Below are 14,548 nucleotides of genomic sequence, written 5' to 3' on the forward strand. Positions count from 1 at the left end.
ATGCCCCCCATCCCCGGCTCGGGCCTGGCCAAGGGCCTGGCCGTCACCCTCCGCACGATGACCAAGAAGACCGTCACCGAGCAGTACCCGGACACCCAGCCCGAGCTCCCGCCCCGTAGCCGCGGTGTGATCGGCCTGTTCGAGGAGAACTGCACGGTCTGCATGCTGTGCGCCCGCGAGTGCCCGGACTGGTGCATCTACATCGACTCCCACAAGGAGACGGTCCCGGCGGCGACCCCCGGCGGACGCGACCGCAGCCGCAACGTCCTCGACCGCTTCGCCATCGACTTCTCTCTGTGCATGTACTGCGGTATCTGCATCGAGGTCTGTCCGTTCGACGCCCTGTTCTGGTCCCCGGAGTTCGAGTACTCCGAGACCGACATCCGAGACCTCACCCACGAGCGCGACAAGCTCCGCGAGTGGATGTGGACGGTCCCGGCCCCGCCCGCCCTCGACCCCGGCGCGGAGGAACCCAAGGAACTCGCCGCCGCCCGCAAGGCCGCTGACAAACTGGCCGCCCAGCAGGAAGCGGCCGGGACGGCCGAACCGCACGCCGCCGAGCAGGCCCGCGCCGCCGAGCAGCCCACCCGCGCGATGGGCGACTCCAAGCAGCAGACGGACCAGCCGGGGCCGACGCCGGACCAGCCGGGGCCGACGCCGGACCAGCCGGGGCCGACGCCGGACCAGCCGGGGCCGACGCCGGACCAGCCGGGGCCGACGCCGGACCAGTCGCAGCCCTCGTCGGACCAGCCGAAGCAGGAGGGCCGGGAATGACCCTCGCAGCGACCACCGGTCACCTTGCCGCGGACCTCACGGCCACGGCCGCCGAATCCCGCGGCTTTCTCTCCCCGACCGGCGTCGAGATCGCCTTCCTCCTCGTCGGCCTGGTCACCTTCGGCGCCGCCGTCGTCACCGTCACCACCCGGCAGCTCGTCCACGCCGCCCTGTGGCTGGTGGTGGCCCTCGGTGGCCTCGCCGTCGAGTACCTCCTGCTCACCGCCGAGTTCATCGCATGGGTACAGGTCCTCATCTACGTAGGTGCAGTCGTCGTCCTCATCCTGTTCGGCCTGATGCTCACCAGGGCTCCCATCGGCCGGTCCCCGGAAGCCGACTCCGGCAACCGCTGGGCCGCCCTCACGGTGGCCGTTGCCGCCGCCGCGGCCCTGGTGTGGGTCGTCGTCGACGCCTTCCGCACCACCTGGATCGACCTGGACGGCCAGGCCGCCGGTTCCACCGCCGTGACCGGGGCGAGCCTCTTCCAGAACTGGGTCCTTCCCTTCGAGGCCCTCTCAGTCCTCCTCCTCGCCGCCCTGGTCGGCGCGATCGTCCTGTCCCGCAAGGCGAAGGCGGACCGCGCAGCTGCCGACAACGCCCGTGCAACCGGTACCAACCGTGCAACCGGTACCAGCCGTGCAACCGGTACCAGCCGTACGACCCGTACCAGCCGTACGACCGAGTCCGACCGGCCGGCAGACCCGGACGGTTCCGACAAGGGCGGTGTCCGCTGATGCACCTCGCCTATCCCGTCGTTCTCTCCGCCCTCCTGTTCTGCACGGGCCTGTACGGCGTCCTCGCGCGTCGCAACGCGATCCTGGTCCTGATGTCGGTCGAGCTGATGCTCAACGCCGTCAACCTCAACCTGGTCGCCTTCGACGTCTGGCTCAGCAAGGCAGCCGAGGAGACCCTGCACTCCGGCCAGGCCCTGACCCTGTTCACCATCGCCATCGCGGCCGCCGAGATCGGCATCGGCCTGGCGATCGTGCTCGCCGTCCACCGCAACCGCGGCACCTCGGACATCGACAAGCTCCGCGACACCGCCGAGGGCCCCGACAGCGAGGACCCCGGCACCGGCGCGTCGGCGACCGGACCGGCCGCCGAGAAGGCTGAGGCCACCGCGTGACCACGACCACCCTCGCCGTACTCGTTCCCGTCCTCCCCTTCCTCGGGGCAGCCGCCGGTCTCCTCCTGGGCCGCTCGGCGCCCGGCTTCGTCCGCCCGCTCGCCGTCCTGCCGACCCTGGCGGCGCTCGTACTCGCCGTACTGGTGGCGGCCCGTCAGGGCGGCGGCCGTGCCGTCGACGCCGTCACCGAGCTGACACCCACCGGTTCGGTCCCCATCGAACTCGCCCTGCACATCGACGGCTTCGCCGCGCTCGTCGCCGTCCTGGTCGGCTGCGTCGCCACCTGCGTGCAGATCTACTCGACGGGCTACCTGCGCGACGACCCGCGCTACCCCTCGTACGCCGCTCTCGTCTCCCTCTTCACCTCCGCCATGTTCCTCGTCGTCTACTCCGGCGACCTGATGGTGCTGCTGGTCGGCTGGGAGATCATGGGCATCTGCTCGTACTTCCTGGTCGGCCACTACTGGGAGACCTCGGAGGCCCGTGCCGCCTCCCTCAAGGCCTTCCTGGTGACCAAGCTCGGTGACGTCCCCTTCCTGATCGGCCTGCTGGCGCTGGCCGCCGAGGCCGGCTCCTTCCGCATCACCAAGATCCTCGGCGCGGTCACGAGCGGCTCGCTCGACCACCCGACGCTGATCGCCCTGCTGCTCCTGGCCGGTGTGGCGGGCAAGTCGGCGCAGTTCCCGCTGCACACCTGGCTTCCCGACGCGATGGCGGGCCCGACACCCGTCTCCGCGCTCATCCACGCCGCGACGATGGTCGCCGCCGGTGTCTACTTCGTCGCCCGGCTCCTTCCGCTGTTCCAGGCCTCACGGGCCGCGATGGTCGTCCTCGCCGTCATGGCCGCCGTCACGATGCTCGGCTCGGCGCTCGCCGCACTCGCCCAGGACGACATCAAACGCGTCCTCGCCTACTCGACGATCGGCCAGCTCGGTTACATGACCGGCGCCCTCGCCGCCGGCGACCGCGGGGCCGCCGTCTTCCACCTCCTCACCCACGGCGCCTTCAAGGCGCTGCTCTTCCTCGCCGCCGGCGTGATCATCCACGCCGCCGGCACCAACTCGCTGGCCGCCATGTCCCGCATGCGGGGCCTGCGCGACCGCGTCCCGGACGCCTACTGGACGATGACCGTGGCGCTGCTCGCCCTCGCCGCGATCCCGCCCTTCAGCGGCTTCTTCTCCAAGGAGTCCGTCCTCGTCGTCGCGGAGCACGTCGCCACCGGCCACACCGAGAACGCTCCCGGCGCCGCAGGCTGGACCGTCCTCCTCGCCGGCCTGGTCACCGCCCTGCTCACCGCCGCGTACGCGACACGCCTGTGGCTGCTGGCCTTCCGCGGGCGGGGCGCCGAGGCTCCCGACCACGGCCGGCAGCCGGTGGTCATGAGCGCCGTGCTCTGGCTGCTCGCTGTCCCGTCACTCGCTCTCGGCGGGCTCGCCTTCCGTCTCCTCCCCGACTGGTTCGACGGCCACGACCTCACCCCGACCCTCACCACCTCCGTGCTCGGCACGGGCGTGGCCCTGGTCGGCGGCATCGTCACCTACGCCGCCTGGCGCCACACCACGGCGCTCGCGGCCCGCCCCCCGCTGGGCGCGGTCGCCGCCCACCCGGAGGGCGACGCCGCGCTCGTGGAGGCCGAGGCGATCGCCAGCCACAAGCCGGCGTACGGAGACATCGCGTCCGCCGCCGATCCCTCCGACCCCGGACGGCTCCTGCTGGGCCCGCTGCACCGGCACGCGGCCGTCGGCTTCCACCTGGACGCGGTGTACGCGACCCTCTTCGTCCGCCCGGTCCAGGCCGGCGCGAGTCTCGTGCGGTTCCTCGACCGGGAGGTCGTCGACACCTACGTACGCGGGGCGGGCACGCTGCCGCGTGTGCTCGGGACCGCCGTCCGCCGTGCCCAGACCGGCAATGTGCAGACCTATGTGAGCGCGCTGCTCGCCGGCACCGTCGTCCTCGCGGTCGCCGCCGTCCTCGTCGCCACGGGAGCGTGAGCAGGCGTGATCGATATCAACGAGTCCGTGATGCAGTTCCTTCTGGCATTGGTCGTCGTCGGCCCGCTCATCGGCGCCGCCGCCGCTCTCCTGCCGGCCCCGCCCGGACTGAAGGGGAACTCCCCCGACCAGGCCGTCCTGCGGCACGGCGTCACCGTCACCGGTGCCGTCCTCGTCGCCGCGATCGTCCTCGTGCTCGGCTTCGACCACGACCATCCGTCGAAGATGCAGGCCAGCACGGACATCAGCTGGATCCCCGCACTCGACGTGCGCATCCACCTCGGCATCGACGGCATCTCCCTCCCCCTGCTGGTCCTGACCGCGCTGCTGACCTTCCTCTGCGCGCTCTACTCGTACTTCAAGATGCCGTCGGGCCCGTCCCCGAAGGCGTTCGTCGCCCTGCTGCTCGTCCTCGAGTCCGGCACCCTCGCGACCTTCGCCGTCCTCGACCTGATCCTGTTCTTCCTCGCCTTCGAGATGGTCCTCATCCCGATGTACTTCCTCATCGCCCGCTGGGGCGGCGAGGGACGGGCCGGGGCGGCCTGGAAGTTCATCCTCTACACCCTCCTCGGCTCCGTCGTCATGCTGCTCGGCCTGCTGCTGGTCGGACTCAGCGCGGGCACATTCGACATGGTGGCACTCGCCACTGACAACGGCCGGTCGCTGACCACATCCGTGCAGGTCATCGCCGTATTGGCGATCGGGATCGGGCTCGCGGTCAAGACCCCGATGTGGCCGCTGCACAGCTGGCTGCCCGACGCCCACACCGCCGCCCCGACCGTCGGTTCGGTCCTGCTGGCCGGCGTCCTGCTGAAGATGGGCACGTACGGTTTCGTCCGCATCCTCCTCCCGGTCGCTCCGGACGGCTTCCACACGTTCGCGCCGTACCTCGCCGCCTTCGCGGTCGTCGGCATCATCTACGGCTCCCTGGCCTGCCTGGCCCTCGCCAAGAAGGGCGCGAAGGGCGACCTCAAGCGCCTCATCGCCTACTCCTCCGTCGGCCACATGGGCTTCGTCCTGCTCGGCATCGCCACCATGACCCCGACCGGAGTCAACGGCGCCCTGTTCGCCAACATCGCCCACGGCCTCATCACCGGCCTGCTCTTCTTCGTCGTCGGCGCCCTCAAGGACCGCACGGGCACCACCGACCTCGACACCCTCGCGGAGGAGACCGGCGCCGCCCTGTACGGCAAGGCACCGCGCCTCGGCGGCCTCCTCGCCTTCGCAGCGGTCGCCTCGCTCGGCCTGCCCGGTCTGGCCGGCTTCTGGGGCGAGATGCTGGCCCTGTTCGGCGCCTTCGACCCGCACGACGACCTCAGCCGCCCCGCCTTCCTCACCTTCATGGCGATCGCCGCGTTCGGCACGCTGCTGACTGCCGCGTACATGCTGATCGTGGTCCGCCGCGTCTGCATGGGCGCCGTACCGCGCGAAGCCCCGAAGCTCACCGACGTACGCACCTACGAGTTCGCCGCCTGGACGCCGCTCGTCGCCCTCACCGTCGTCGCCGGACTGTGGCCCAGGACCCTCCTCGGGCTGACCGACCCGGCCGTGCAGCAGCTCCTCTCAGGAGGCACCCGATGAGCTCCCCGGCCCAGCCGCTCGCCGAGGCCCTGGCGCAGCCACTGGCCCAGAACCTGGTCCAGTCCGTCGACTGGCTCGCCATCGCGCCGCCCACCATCACGGCGGTCGTCGGACTCGCCGTCCTCGTCACCGACCTGTTCGTCAAGGACGCCCGCAAGCCGCTGCTCGGCTGGATCTCGGTCGCCGGACTCGCCGCCTCCGCGCTGATGCTGCTGCCCCTGGTGAACGGCGACCGCTCGACGTTCTGCCTGACCGGCGACGCCGACGTCTGCAGCTACACCGCGGACACCTTCACCCTCGCCATCCAGTTCCTGGTGCTCGGCGGCGCCCTGGTGACCGCCCTGCTCTCGGTCACCGCCGTGAAGGACGCCGACCGCGGACTCCCCGAGGGCGAGTTCTGGTTCCTGCTGCTCTCCTCCGCGGCCGGCGCCGCGCTCCTGCCCGCCTCCCGCGACCTCGCGACCCTCATCGTCGCCCTGGAGGTCGCCTCCCTGCCCGCGTTCGCCCTCGTGGGCCTGCGCCAGGGCGACCGCCGGTCCTCCGAAGCGGCCCTGAAGTTCTTCCTGTCCTCGGTCACCGCGACCGCGGTCAGCCTCATGGGCATCAGCTTCGTGTACGCCTCCACCGGCACCCTCTACCTCACCCAGGTGGCCCAACGCATCCAGGACGTGGACGGACAGCTCACCACGCTCGCCCAGACCGGCGTCGTCCTCACCCTCGTCGGCTTCGCCTTCAAGACGGCCGCCGTGCCCTTCCACTTCTGGGTGCCCGACACCTATGTGGGCGCGCCCCTGCCGATCGCCGCCTACCTGTCCGTGATCGGCAAGGCGGTCGGCTTCTCCGGCCTGATCCTCGTCACGGTCATCGCCCTCCCGTCCTACGCCGACGTCTGGGGACCGGCCCTCGCGGCGCTGGCGGCCCTCACCATGACCGTCGGGAACGTCGGCGCCCTGCGCCAGCAGGCCACGCGCGCGTACAGCGCGGTACGCCTGCTCGCCTGGTCGTCCGTCGGGCAGGCCGGCTACCTCCTGGTGCCGATCGCCGCCGCCGCGTACTCCGACGAACCGGAACGCTCGATCGGCTCCACCGTCGCCTACGCCCTCATGTACGCCGCGGTGAACCTCGGCGCCTTCGCGGTGGCCGCGCTGGTGGGCCGTACGCGGGCCCTGAACCGCGTCGCCGACTACCGCGGCCTGTACGCGTCCAACCCGCTCACCGCCCTGCTCCTGGCCTTCTTCCTGCTCTGCCTCGCCGGACTGCCGCCGGGCATCATCGGCCTCTTCGCCAAGGTCACCGTGTTCTCCGCGGCCGTGGACGCCGGGCTCGGCTGGCTGGCCGTCGTCATGGCGGTCAACGTCGTCATCGCGCTGTTCTACTACCTCCAATGGACGGCCCTGCTGTTCCGGGCCCCCGGGGAAGAGACCGCCGGGCACCGCGTCCCCGCCCCCCTCACTGCCGCGATCACCGTGACCGCGGTCCTCGCCGTCGCCCTGTCGGGAGCACCCCAGCTGATCCTGCGCTTCGCCGACACCGGGCTCTTCTGAGCAGCAGCCGCTTCGGGCACGCACGCGTGCCGTACCCGGCCTCCACGCACGCGTGCCGCACGCCGCGACCGTCACCCGAACGGGCCATGTACGCCGACGCGAGCGTCAGGGAACTGGCGGCTCTCGCCTGGCGTTGACCAGTACAGAAGGGTCCACTGGACGTGATGCCACGGCACCGGTGGCTTCGAAGACCAGGAAGCGACCACAGCGAGCGACACCAGCAAGCAAAGGGTTCCCCTGCTGCACCACTTGGAGGGCGTACCGTGCACCGCCGGCACAACGGGCTCAGGACCGCAGTACTCCTCGGGGGACTGTCCGCGCTCATCATCGTCATCGGCAGTTTCTTCGGCCGAGCGGGGCTCGTCGTCGCCGTCCTCGTCGCCCTGGGCACGAACGCGTACGCGTACTGGAACAGCGACAAGCTCGCACTGCGCGCGATGCGGGCACGCCCGGTCAGCGAGTTCGAGGCCCCGGCGCTGTACCGCATGGTGCGGGAGCTCTCCACCCAGGCCCGCCAGCCGATGCCCCGTCTGTACATCTCGCCGACGGAGGCACCGAACGCCTTCGCGACCGGCCGCAACCCGCGCAACGCGGCCGTGTGCTGCACCGAGGGCATCATGCGCCTGCTCGACGAGCGCGAGTTGCGCGGCGTCATCGGCCACGAGCTGAGCCATGTCTACAACCGCGACATCCTGATCTCGTCCGTCGCCGGCGCACTCGCCTCAGTGATCATGTTTCTGGTCAACTTCGCCTGGCTCATCCCGATCGGACGCTCCAACGACGATGACGGCCCCGGTCTGCTGGGCATGCTCCTCATCATGATCCTCGGTCCGCTCGCCGCTACCGTCATCCAACTGGCGATCAGCCGGTCCAGGGAGTACGAGGCCGACGCCTCCGGCGCCCAGCTCACCGGTGACCCGATCGCCCTCGCCGGCGCCCTGCGCAAACTCGAACTCGGCACGAAACAGCTTCCGCTGCCCCCCGAGCCCCGGATCGAGACCGCCAGCCACATGATGATCGCCAACCCGTTCCGCCCGGGACAGGGGCTTTCGAAGATGTTCTCCACCCACCCGCCGATGGCGGAGCGAATCGCCCGACTCGAAAAGATGGCAGGTCGTCACCAGTGAAGACCATCCTCAACATCATCTGGCTCGTGTTCAGCGGCTTCTGGCTGTTCCTCGGCTATGTGGTCGCGGGCGCGCTGCTCTGTATCACGATCATCGGAATCCCGTTCGGGATCGTCCTTCTGGGTGCAGCATCGCGCTCGGGTCGACGCGCCCTTCGATGATCATCGGGGGCAGCAGCTCAGGCTCCGGCAGGGGGACACGCGCGACATGCGCCAGGGCGGCGTTTACACGGTCCCAGGTGTCATCGGAGGTCCATGCGTTGAAGTGCTTCGATGCCTGGATGGTGGCGCCGGTTTCCTTGATCACAGCAGGCCAGGACTTGCCTGTGCGCGCTTTGTAGAAGATCGCGTTCACAGAGCGCCGAACGGTGCCCATGCGCCCCTTGGGCAGGAGCGGTGCGACCTTGGCCCAGTCGTCGTCAGACAGCGACGCCGCAGGTACGTCGAGGCCGGCGGCGGCGTACCAGGCTCGTGCGGTGCAGGGGACCCCACCACGTCGCCCGTCCGGCACCGGACCGGTAACCGTGATCTTCAGTTCCAGCAGGGACAGGATCGCTGCTTGCTGCTGTGGAGTCATGTCGGGGAACGACTTCCGTGCCATGCTGGCGAGCACTCGGAGGTCTTGGGCGTACTGGTCAGACTCCTCGATCTCCATCAGCCATTCGGCCGCTTCGCTGCGTAGGTTCTTAAGCTGTTGAAGTTCTTCGTTGAGCGCTGCGGTAGCGGCCTCGATGGCTTCGGCAGACGCGCTCTGCTTGGCTGTCGCAACGATGACGGCTGTGATCGATGCGTGCATGCCCTCGATCTGTCGATCAAGGTCAGCGATCCGATCAGCCAGCGCTGACTTGTCACCGTCGGCCGTCCCGATCCACTCTGCGGCCAGTTCCTGAAGCTTCGTGCTGTCGCTCGCGATCTCCATGACCTTCTGCCAGACGTGCCCTTCAAGCGCGTCAGCATCGATGTAGGAGCAGCCGCAGGACTTCTCGCGCGGGTTTCTCGGGGCATTGCCTGCGCACCGGTAATAGCGTGCGCCGTCCCGTTCGGCTGCGCGGCTGATGCCTGTGTACGTCCTGCCGCAGGCACTGACCGTGCGGCCGGTCAGCGGGTAGAACTCACGCCGACCGCTGCTGTGCTTAGCAGTCTCGGCGACCTTGCGGCGGAGTTCTGCGGCTTCCCCCGGAGTGAGGATTCTCGGCAACTCGATCTTGACGGATTCACCCCACACAGGGGTGCCGTCTGCGTCGGTCTTGGCGTGCTTGCCACGAAACAGAAGGGCGCCGTCGAGGACTGGGGACGACATGACTCGGTCACGTAGATTGTCGCGGGTCCATGCCCGTCCGGACCGTGCAGTGATCCCTTCCGCGTTGAGCCGGATGGTGGCCTTGCGCAGATTGAGTCCTTCACCGACCACGAGTTTGTAGACGTACCGGATGATGTTCGCCTCAGCGTCGTCGACCATCAGGTACGAGCCGGGTGTGCCCTTCTCGGCGATGCGGTATCCGTACGGGGGCCGTCCGCCAATGTGCGCGGCCGGGGTCAGCTCAGCCTTCTCTTGCAAGCCGCCCTGGGTGCGATCGCGGATCGTTTCCCACTCGGTCTCGGCGTAGTCGGCGTCCCGGCGCATCTTCTTACGACCGTCGGACGTTGTGTTGTCGTAGTCGTCGGCAACCACGGCGACGTAGACTCCGATGTCCTCCAAGGCCCAAACCCAGCGCCAGAAGGCCCGTCCTTTTCGCCCGATCACACGGCCGTCAGGGACCACGACGATGTCGAAGGGGCGGGGATTCTTCTGGGCGTCTTCCATCAGGCGTTTGAGGTCGCCCCGGTCAGCCGCCTCAAGGGAGCCCGATACTCCTTCATCCTTGTAAGTGCCGATGTGGTGCCACTGCTTGTGTGCAATGTGCCGGATGGTTTTCCGGCTCTGCCTGGCTACTCCGTAGCCCTTCTTCTGCTCCTCGGTGGAGACCCGCAGGTAATCGACGGCTCGTAAGACGCACGTGCTGGGATAGGGGGAACCGGGGTCACCGGAGGACGGCAGGGCTGTGCTTACATGTGTCACGTCGACTCCTAGTCAGTCGGCCAGCCCCGGGGCGGTTGCAGCCGCTGCCGGGGCGTCTGTTTCAACTCCTCTATTGTTCCCCGTATCTGTCGCCTTGTCAGCTAATGCAACATTCCGGTGACCGCGTCTCCGAGGTCCGAAGATCGGGCACGTCGCCGACCAGACGCACTCCGTCGGCGTACAGCTGTACGCGCACAAGGCCCGTGCCGCCGCACGCATGGGAGACGGCCGCCTTGTGCGCGACTCTCTGGACGCGGGACGCGCACGCCTCGACCGGCTACCCCGCCCGGACCATCCGGAGCACCACTTCATCATCGACCCGGATAAGTGGGACTTTTACGAGATGGACGCCTACCGTCTCCTCGGAGATGACGAGCGCGCCGCCGCCCACGCACGCTCAGTGATCCGGATCAGCACCGGCCCGGACGGAACCGAGATCTCCCCGATGCGAGCCGCCGAAGCCCGACTCACTCTCGGCGTAGCCGCCGCCCGCACAGGCGAGGTCGATGAGGCCATTGGCATGGGCACCACGGCGTTGGAAGCCGACCGCAAGTCTCTGCCATCACTGCTTTTAGTCGCTGACGAGCTGGACAAGGAGCTGCGCGCCCGCTACCCGCGAGAGCCCGCAACGCGCGACTTCCACGAACAGATCATGACCATCAAGCGAGGCGTGGCCAAGACAGAGCTTCCGTTCTGATTCTGCTGCCTCACTACTCGGGCCCCGTTGTCAGAAGGCAAGGGGGCCCGAATGCTGCTGTGCCTTGGTAACCGCCTGCTGAGCAGCAAGCCGTTGCGAGGCGTCAGTGTCCGTCGGATCCGAGCCGCTTCAACGGCCACCGAACGCCTGGTCCGTGGGCACAACCTCCCGCCCCAGAGGCATCAGCGAGACGGGGATGAGCTTGAGGTTCGCCCATCCGAAGGGAATCCCGATGATCGACAGGAACAGAGGGATGCTCGTGAGCAGGTGGCCCAGTGCGAGCCACCATCCCGCGAAGATCACCCAGATCACGTTGCCGACGAACGACCCGGCCCCGGCGCCCGGCCGGTCCACAGTGGTCCGGCCGAACGGCCAGAGGACGAATCCGGCGATGCGCAGCGACGCAATGCCGAACGGGATGGTGACAATCAAAATGAAGCAGATCAGAGCGGCGATCAGATAGCCGATCGCCATCCAGATGCCACAGAAGACGAGCCACAGCACATTCAGTAGCAGGTTGAACACCTTCATGATCGCTACCTCTCGGTCGTCCGTCGGCACTGCCTGCTTCCATCAGTATCAGCAGGTCATGCGTTCAGACGGAACCGCAGAGCCCTTGTAGCGCGATCGGGAACGTTCGGAGACGATTCCGTTCGGCATCGCGGCCTTCCGCATCGGCGTCTACGCCCTGTGGCCCTTCGGATACACAGCGGTCGAGCGCCGCGACGCGGGAGCACCTTCCTGTATAGGCAACGTGCTCTGGCTGGTCCTGGCCGGCTGGTGGCTTGCCATCGGCCACATCGTCACCGGCATCGCGCTGTGCGTCACGATCATCGGCATCCCCCTCGGCATCGCCAACTTCAAGCTGATCCCGGTCTCGCTGCTCCCGCTGGGACGCGAGATCGTGCGGACGGACCAGCCGTTCGCGGCCACCGGCGGCTCGCGAGGGAACGGCTGGTAGGAGCCGTCGTTCTCCACAACCGCAGGGTTGTCCACAGGCCCGCTCGATTGTCAGTGGCGGCCTGCATCATGAACCCATGACCGAGAACGAGCAGTTGCTGGCACGGGTGGCCGCCAAGGCACGCAGCACCCGTCCGTGGGGCTGGGCTTCCCTGCCCGAACCCCTCGACGGGGCGGGGCTGTCACGCGCCGAGGCCGCTCTGGGGTTCGCTCTTCCACCACTGCTCGCCGAGCTCTACCTTCGGATAGGGGACGGTGGCTTCGGCCCGGAGTACGGCCTCCTGCCCCTGCTCGACAGCCCACCCTCCGGCGAGCCCGCCGCAGTACCCCAGTACCTCGCCAACCGCGAGGACGCCCTGAAGGATCCCGACTGGCCCTGGCCCGAGGGCGTCCTGCCGATATCCCATTGGGGCTGCGCGATGTACGCGTGCGTGGACTGCCGCTCCCCGCAGACCACGGTCCTCCTCTTCGAGCCCAATTCAGGTGACGCCGACCACGCCTGGTTCGTCGACGCCCCGAGCCTCACGGACTGGCTGCGGGCCTGGGTCGACGGCACGGGTTGGTACGAGGAGGCCAGCGAAGGGACGGAGTTGGCCCCGTGGACCGGCTTCCCCCTCCGTACGTCGAGAAGGCCCACGACGGGTACAACGCCCACTCGGGTGTTCTGAGCCAAGACGGCCAACAGGCTCCCGGCAGCTGATCTGCCCATCAGGACGGAGAGGCCGGCACATGGCGGGCTCACGCTTGCAGGTCGCGGGCTCATGCTGGCAGGTCGACGTGGCAGCAGCGCGCGTGGTGAGGCTCTGCCCCGGTTCTTTCCGGATCCTGGAGTCCATGGCGTCCCCTGAGCCGGGGTGTCGCGACGACCACCAGAACGGAAGCCACCCGGGCGCAGGCCGTGCAGATCTCGCCGAACGCCGTCCACGCAGAAGCGCAGAAGCGCCGACCCGCGAACGTATGCCCGCTCCCTCCAAGACTGCCTACCGCGAGGCTCGGGGGCACCGACCGCGAGTTGCCCTTCGCCTTACCGCGGGACCCGCCGCTCCCGCCCCCGTACCCAGTACGCCAGCACGCCCACCGCCAGCACACCCACACCTACGACCACCGAAAGCAGCGGAAGGGAGACCGCGAGCACCCCGCACCCGATCAGACCCAGCGCCGGTACGACCCGCGCCGTTCTCGACGGGCCCAGCGTCCAGGCCGACGCGTTGGCCACGGCGTAGTACACCAGCACACCGAAGGAGGAGAAGCCGATCGCGCCTCGTACGTCCACCGTGGCGGCCAGGACCGCGACGACCACGCCCACGGCCACTTCCGCCCGGTGCGGCACCTGAAAACGTGGATGCACGGCGGCCAGTGCCCCGGGCAGGTGACCGTCCCGGGCCATGGCCAGCGTCGTCCGGGACACGCCCAGGATCAGCGCAAGCAGCGAGCCCAGCGCGGCCACGGCGGCGCCCACCCGCACGACCGGCGCCAGCCCGGGCAGACCGGCCGCCCGTACCGCGTCGGCCAGTGGTGCCGTCGCCTGCCCGAGACCGTCCGCGCCCAGCACGGAAAGGACAGCCACCGCGACACATCCGTACACCACCAGCGCGATGCCCAGAGCCAGCGGGATCGCGCGGGGAATGGTCCGTTCCGGGTCCCGCACCTCCTCGCCGAGGGTCGCGATGCGCGCGTACCCCGCGAAGGCGAAGAACAGCAGGCCGGCCGCCTGCAACACCCCGTCGATGCCACCCGACAGCCCGATGTCCAACCGCCCGGCATCGGATCGACCCGACCCCAGACACACCGCCACCACGGAAGCGAGGACCGCCAGGACCACCACCACGATCGCCCGCGTCAGCCAGGCGGACTTCTGGATTCCGCCGTAGTTCACCGCGGTCAGCGCCACCACGGCCGCGACCGCCACCACGTGCGCCTGCTCGGGCCAGACGTACGCGCCCACGGTGAGCGCCATGGCAGCGCAGGAGGCCGTCTTCCCGACGATGAACGACCAGCCCGCGAGATACCCCCAGAATGCCCCGAGCCGCTCCCGCCCGTAGACGTACGTGCCGCCCGAGGCCGGGTACCGGGCGGCCAGCCGTGCCGACGACGTGGCGTTGCAGTAGGCGACGACGGCGGCCACGGCGAGACCGAGCAGCAGCCCCGGCCCGGCTACGCGGGCCGCGGGAGCCAGGGCCGCGAAGATCCCAGCCCCGACCATCGAACCCAGCCCCACGACCACGGCGTCGCCCACGCCGAGTGTGCGCCGCAACTCCGAACCCGCAGGTGTCATGCGTCGCACCCTACTGACCAGAGCAACCATCGGGCGCGGTCGGGACGTCCACCCGACCAAGAGCGAATGAACACGCGCGGAGCAGCGAGCCCACAGGGCCGGCACCGCGTACGCGTAGCGTGAGAGGGCAGGGGCACGGCATGACCGTCATCAGCTGGATCATCCTGGGACTGTTGGCCGGAGCCATCGCCAAGTTCCTGCTGCCGGGCCGCGACCCGGGAGGGCTCATCGGCACGACCCTCATCGGCATCGCGGGCGCGTTCATCGGCGGCTGGATATCGGCCCGCTGGCTGGACCACCCGGTCAGCAAGGACTTCTACGACGGTGCCACCTGGGCGGCGGCGATCGGCGGTTCCCTGGTGCTCCTGGTCGCCTACCGACTCCTGTTCGGCAACTCGCGCGACTGAACGCGCCG

Annotated in this window: 14 protein-coding genes and 1 pseudogene; 12 read left to right on the forward strand and 3 right to left on the reverse strand. The window is 69.2% G+C overall.

All coding sequences use genetic code 11. The features are described 5' to 3' along the window. The 8 genes and pseudogenes from ACZ7G3_RS00685 to ACZ7G3_RS00720 all read left to right on the forward strand — a co-directional run. On the forward strand, positions 1–774 hold the full coding sequence (locus ACZ7G3_RS00685) for a NuoI/complex I 23 kDa subunit family protein (protein ID WP_470922688.1): 774 nt from the start codon (positions 1–3) through the stop codon (positions 772–774). Beyond that, complete coding sequence (locus tag ACZ7G3_RS00690; protein WP_470922689.1) at positions 771–1,508, forward strand: NADH-quinone oxidoreductase subunit J family protein; 738 nt, start codon at positions 771–773, stop codon at positions 1,506–1,508. Before ACZ7G3_RS00685 ends, ACZ7G3_RS00690 begins: the two co-directional genes overlap by 4 nt. Next, entirely contained in the window at positions 1,508–1,900 is a 393-nt protein-coding gene (nuoK, locus tag ACZ7G3_RS00695) for an NADH-quinone oxidoreductase subunit NuoK (protein ID WP_470922690.1), read from the forward strand. Before ACZ7G3_RS00690 ends, nuoK begins: the two co-directional genes overlap by 1 nt. Further along, complete coding sequence (locus ACZ7G3_RS00700) at positions 1,897–3,891, forward strand: NADH-quinone oxidoreductase subunit 5 family protein (protein ID WP_470922691.1); 1,995 nt, start codon at positions 1,897–1,899, stop codon at positions 3,889–3,891. Before nuoK ends, ACZ7G3_RS00700 begins: the two co-directional genes overlap by 4 nt. 6 nt (positions 3,892–3,897) lie before the next feature. Then, positions 3,898–5,472, forward strand: coding sequence for a complex I subunit 4 family protein (locus ACZ7G3_RS00705; RefSeq protein ID WP_426603041.1), 1,575 nt, complete (start codon positions 3,898–3,900; stop codon positions 5,470–5,472). After that, positions 5,469–7,016, forward strand: coding sequence for an NADH-quinone oxidoreductase subunit N (locus ACZ7G3_RS00710; RefSeq protein ID WP_470922692.1), 1,548 nt, complete (start codon positions 5,469–5,471; stop codon positions 7,014–7,016). The genes ACZ7G3_RS00705 and ACZ7G3_RS00710 overlap by 4 nt, the downstream gene beginning before the upstream one ends. A 263-nt stretch (positions 7,017–7,279) precedes the next feature. After that, a complete protein-coding gene (gene htpX, locus ACZ7G3_RS00715) occupies positions 7,280–8,143 on the forward strand; it encodes a zinc metalloprotease HtpX (RefSeq protein WP_351389673.1) in 864 nt (287 codons plus the stop codon). Beyond that, positions 8,140–8,298: pseudogene (locus ACZ7G3_RS00720) on the forward strand (YccF domain-containing protein); the annotation flags it as partial. The gene htpX and the pseudogene ACZ7G3_RS00720, both read left to right, overlap by 4 nt. Here the strand turns inward: ACZ7G3_RS00720 and ACZ7G3_RS00725 are convergent. After that, positions 8,234–10,201 (reverse strand): recombinase family protein, encoded by a 1,968-nt coding sequence (locus tag ACZ7G3_RS00725; protein WP_470922693.1) that lies wholly within the window; start codon positions 10,199–10,201, stop codon positions 8,234–8,236. The pseudogene ACZ7G3_RS00720 and the gene ACZ7G3_RS00725 sit on opposite strands and share 65 nt — an antisense overlap. A 235-nt stretch (positions 10,202–10,436) precedes the next feature. Between ACZ7G3_RS00725 and ACZ7G3_RS00730 the strand changes: the two genes are divergently transcribed. Next, the gene (locus ACZ7G3_RS00730) at positions 10,437–10,898 is read left to right on the forward strand and encodes a hypothetical protein (protein ID WP_470922694.1); all 462 of its coding nucleotides are present in this window, start codon (positions 10,437–10,439) and stop codon (positions 10,896–10,898) included. A gap of 129 nt (positions 10,899–11,027) precedes the next feature. Here ACZ7G3_RS00730 and ACZ7G3_RS00735 read toward each other — a convergent pair whose 3' ends face one another. Then, on the reverse strand, positions 11,028–11,429 hold the full coding sequence (locus ACZ7G3_RS00735; protein ID WP_470922695.1) for a YccF domain-containing protein: 402 nt from the start codon (positions 11,427–11,429) through the stop codon (positions 11,028–11,030). Positions 11,430–11,544: 115 nt separating this feature from the next. Between ACZ7G3_RS00735 and ACZ7G3_RS00740 the strand changes: the two genes are divergently transcribed. Further along, positions 11,545–11,859 (forward strand): YccF domain-containing protein, encoded by a 315-nt coding sequence (locus ACZ7G3_RS00740; protein WP_470923175.1) that lies wholly within the window; start codon positions 11,545–11,547, stop codon positions 11,857–11,859. Positions 11,860–11,935: 76 nt separating this feature from the next. Continuing rightward, entirely contained in the window at positions 11,936–12,526 is a 591-nt protein-coding gene (locus tag ACZ7G3_RS00745; RefSeq protein ID WP_426603035.1) for an SMI1/KNR4 family protein, read from the forward strand. Positions 12,527–12,882: 356 nt separating this feature from the next. Here the strand turns inward: ACZ7G3_RS00745 and ACZ7G3_RS00750 are convergent, their stop codons facing one another. Beyond that, positions 12,883–14,133, reverse strand: a complete 1,251-nt coding sequence (locus ACZ7G3_RS00750) for an APC family permease (RefSeq protein WP_470922696.1) — start codon at positions 14,131–14,133, stop codon at positions 12,883–12,885. Positions 14,134–14,273: 140 nt separating this feature from the next. Here ACZ7G3_RS00750 and ACZ7G3_RS00755 point away from each other — a divergent pair, with 140 nt between their 5' ends. Next, positions 14,274–14,540: a GlsB/YeaQ/YmgE family stress response membrane protein gene (locus tag ACZ7G3_RS00755; RefSeq protein WP_052839508.1), complete on the forward strand. Its 267-nt coding sequence runs from the start codon at positions 14,274–14,276 to the stop codon at positions 14,538–14,540. Positions 14,541–14,548: the final 8 nt, after the last annotated feature.

Source organism: Streptomyces sp. NPDC037271, from assembly GCF_055603605.1.

Coding starts and splice junctions, on each gene's coding strand:
- ACZ7G3_RS00735 (WP_470922695.1), bottom strand. CDS start 11,429: ATGAAGGTGTTCAACCTGCTACTGAATGTGCTGTGGCTCGTCTTCTGT.
- ACZ7G3_RS00755 (WP_052839508.1), top strand. CDS start 14,274: ATGACCGTCATCAGCTGGATCATCCTGGGACTGTTGGCCGGAGCCATC.
- ACZ7G3_RS00685 (WP_470922688.1), top strand. CDS start 1: ATGCCCCCCATCCCCGGCTCGGGCCTGGCCAAGGGCCTGGCCGTCACC.
- ACZ7G3_RS00690 (WP_470922689.1), top strand. CDS start 771: ATGACCCTCGCAGCGACCACCGGTCACCTTGCCGCGGACCTCACGGCC.
- ACZ7G3_RS00710 (WP_470922692.1), top strand. CDS start 5,469: ATGAGCTCCCCGGCCCAGCCGCTCGCCGAGGCCCTGGCGCAGCCACTG.
- ACZ7G3_RS00745 (WP_426603035.1), top strand. CDS start 11,936: ATGACCGAGAACGAGCAGTTGCTGGCACGGGTGGCCGCCAAGGCACGC.
- nuoK (WP_470922690.1), top strand. CDS start 1,508: ATGCACCTCGCCTATCCCGTCGTTCTCTCCGCCCTCCTGTTCTGCACG.
- ACZ7G3_RS00750 (WP_470922696.1), bottom strand. CDS start 14,133: ATGACACCTGCGGGTTCGGAGTTGCGGCGCACACTCGGCGTGGGCGAC.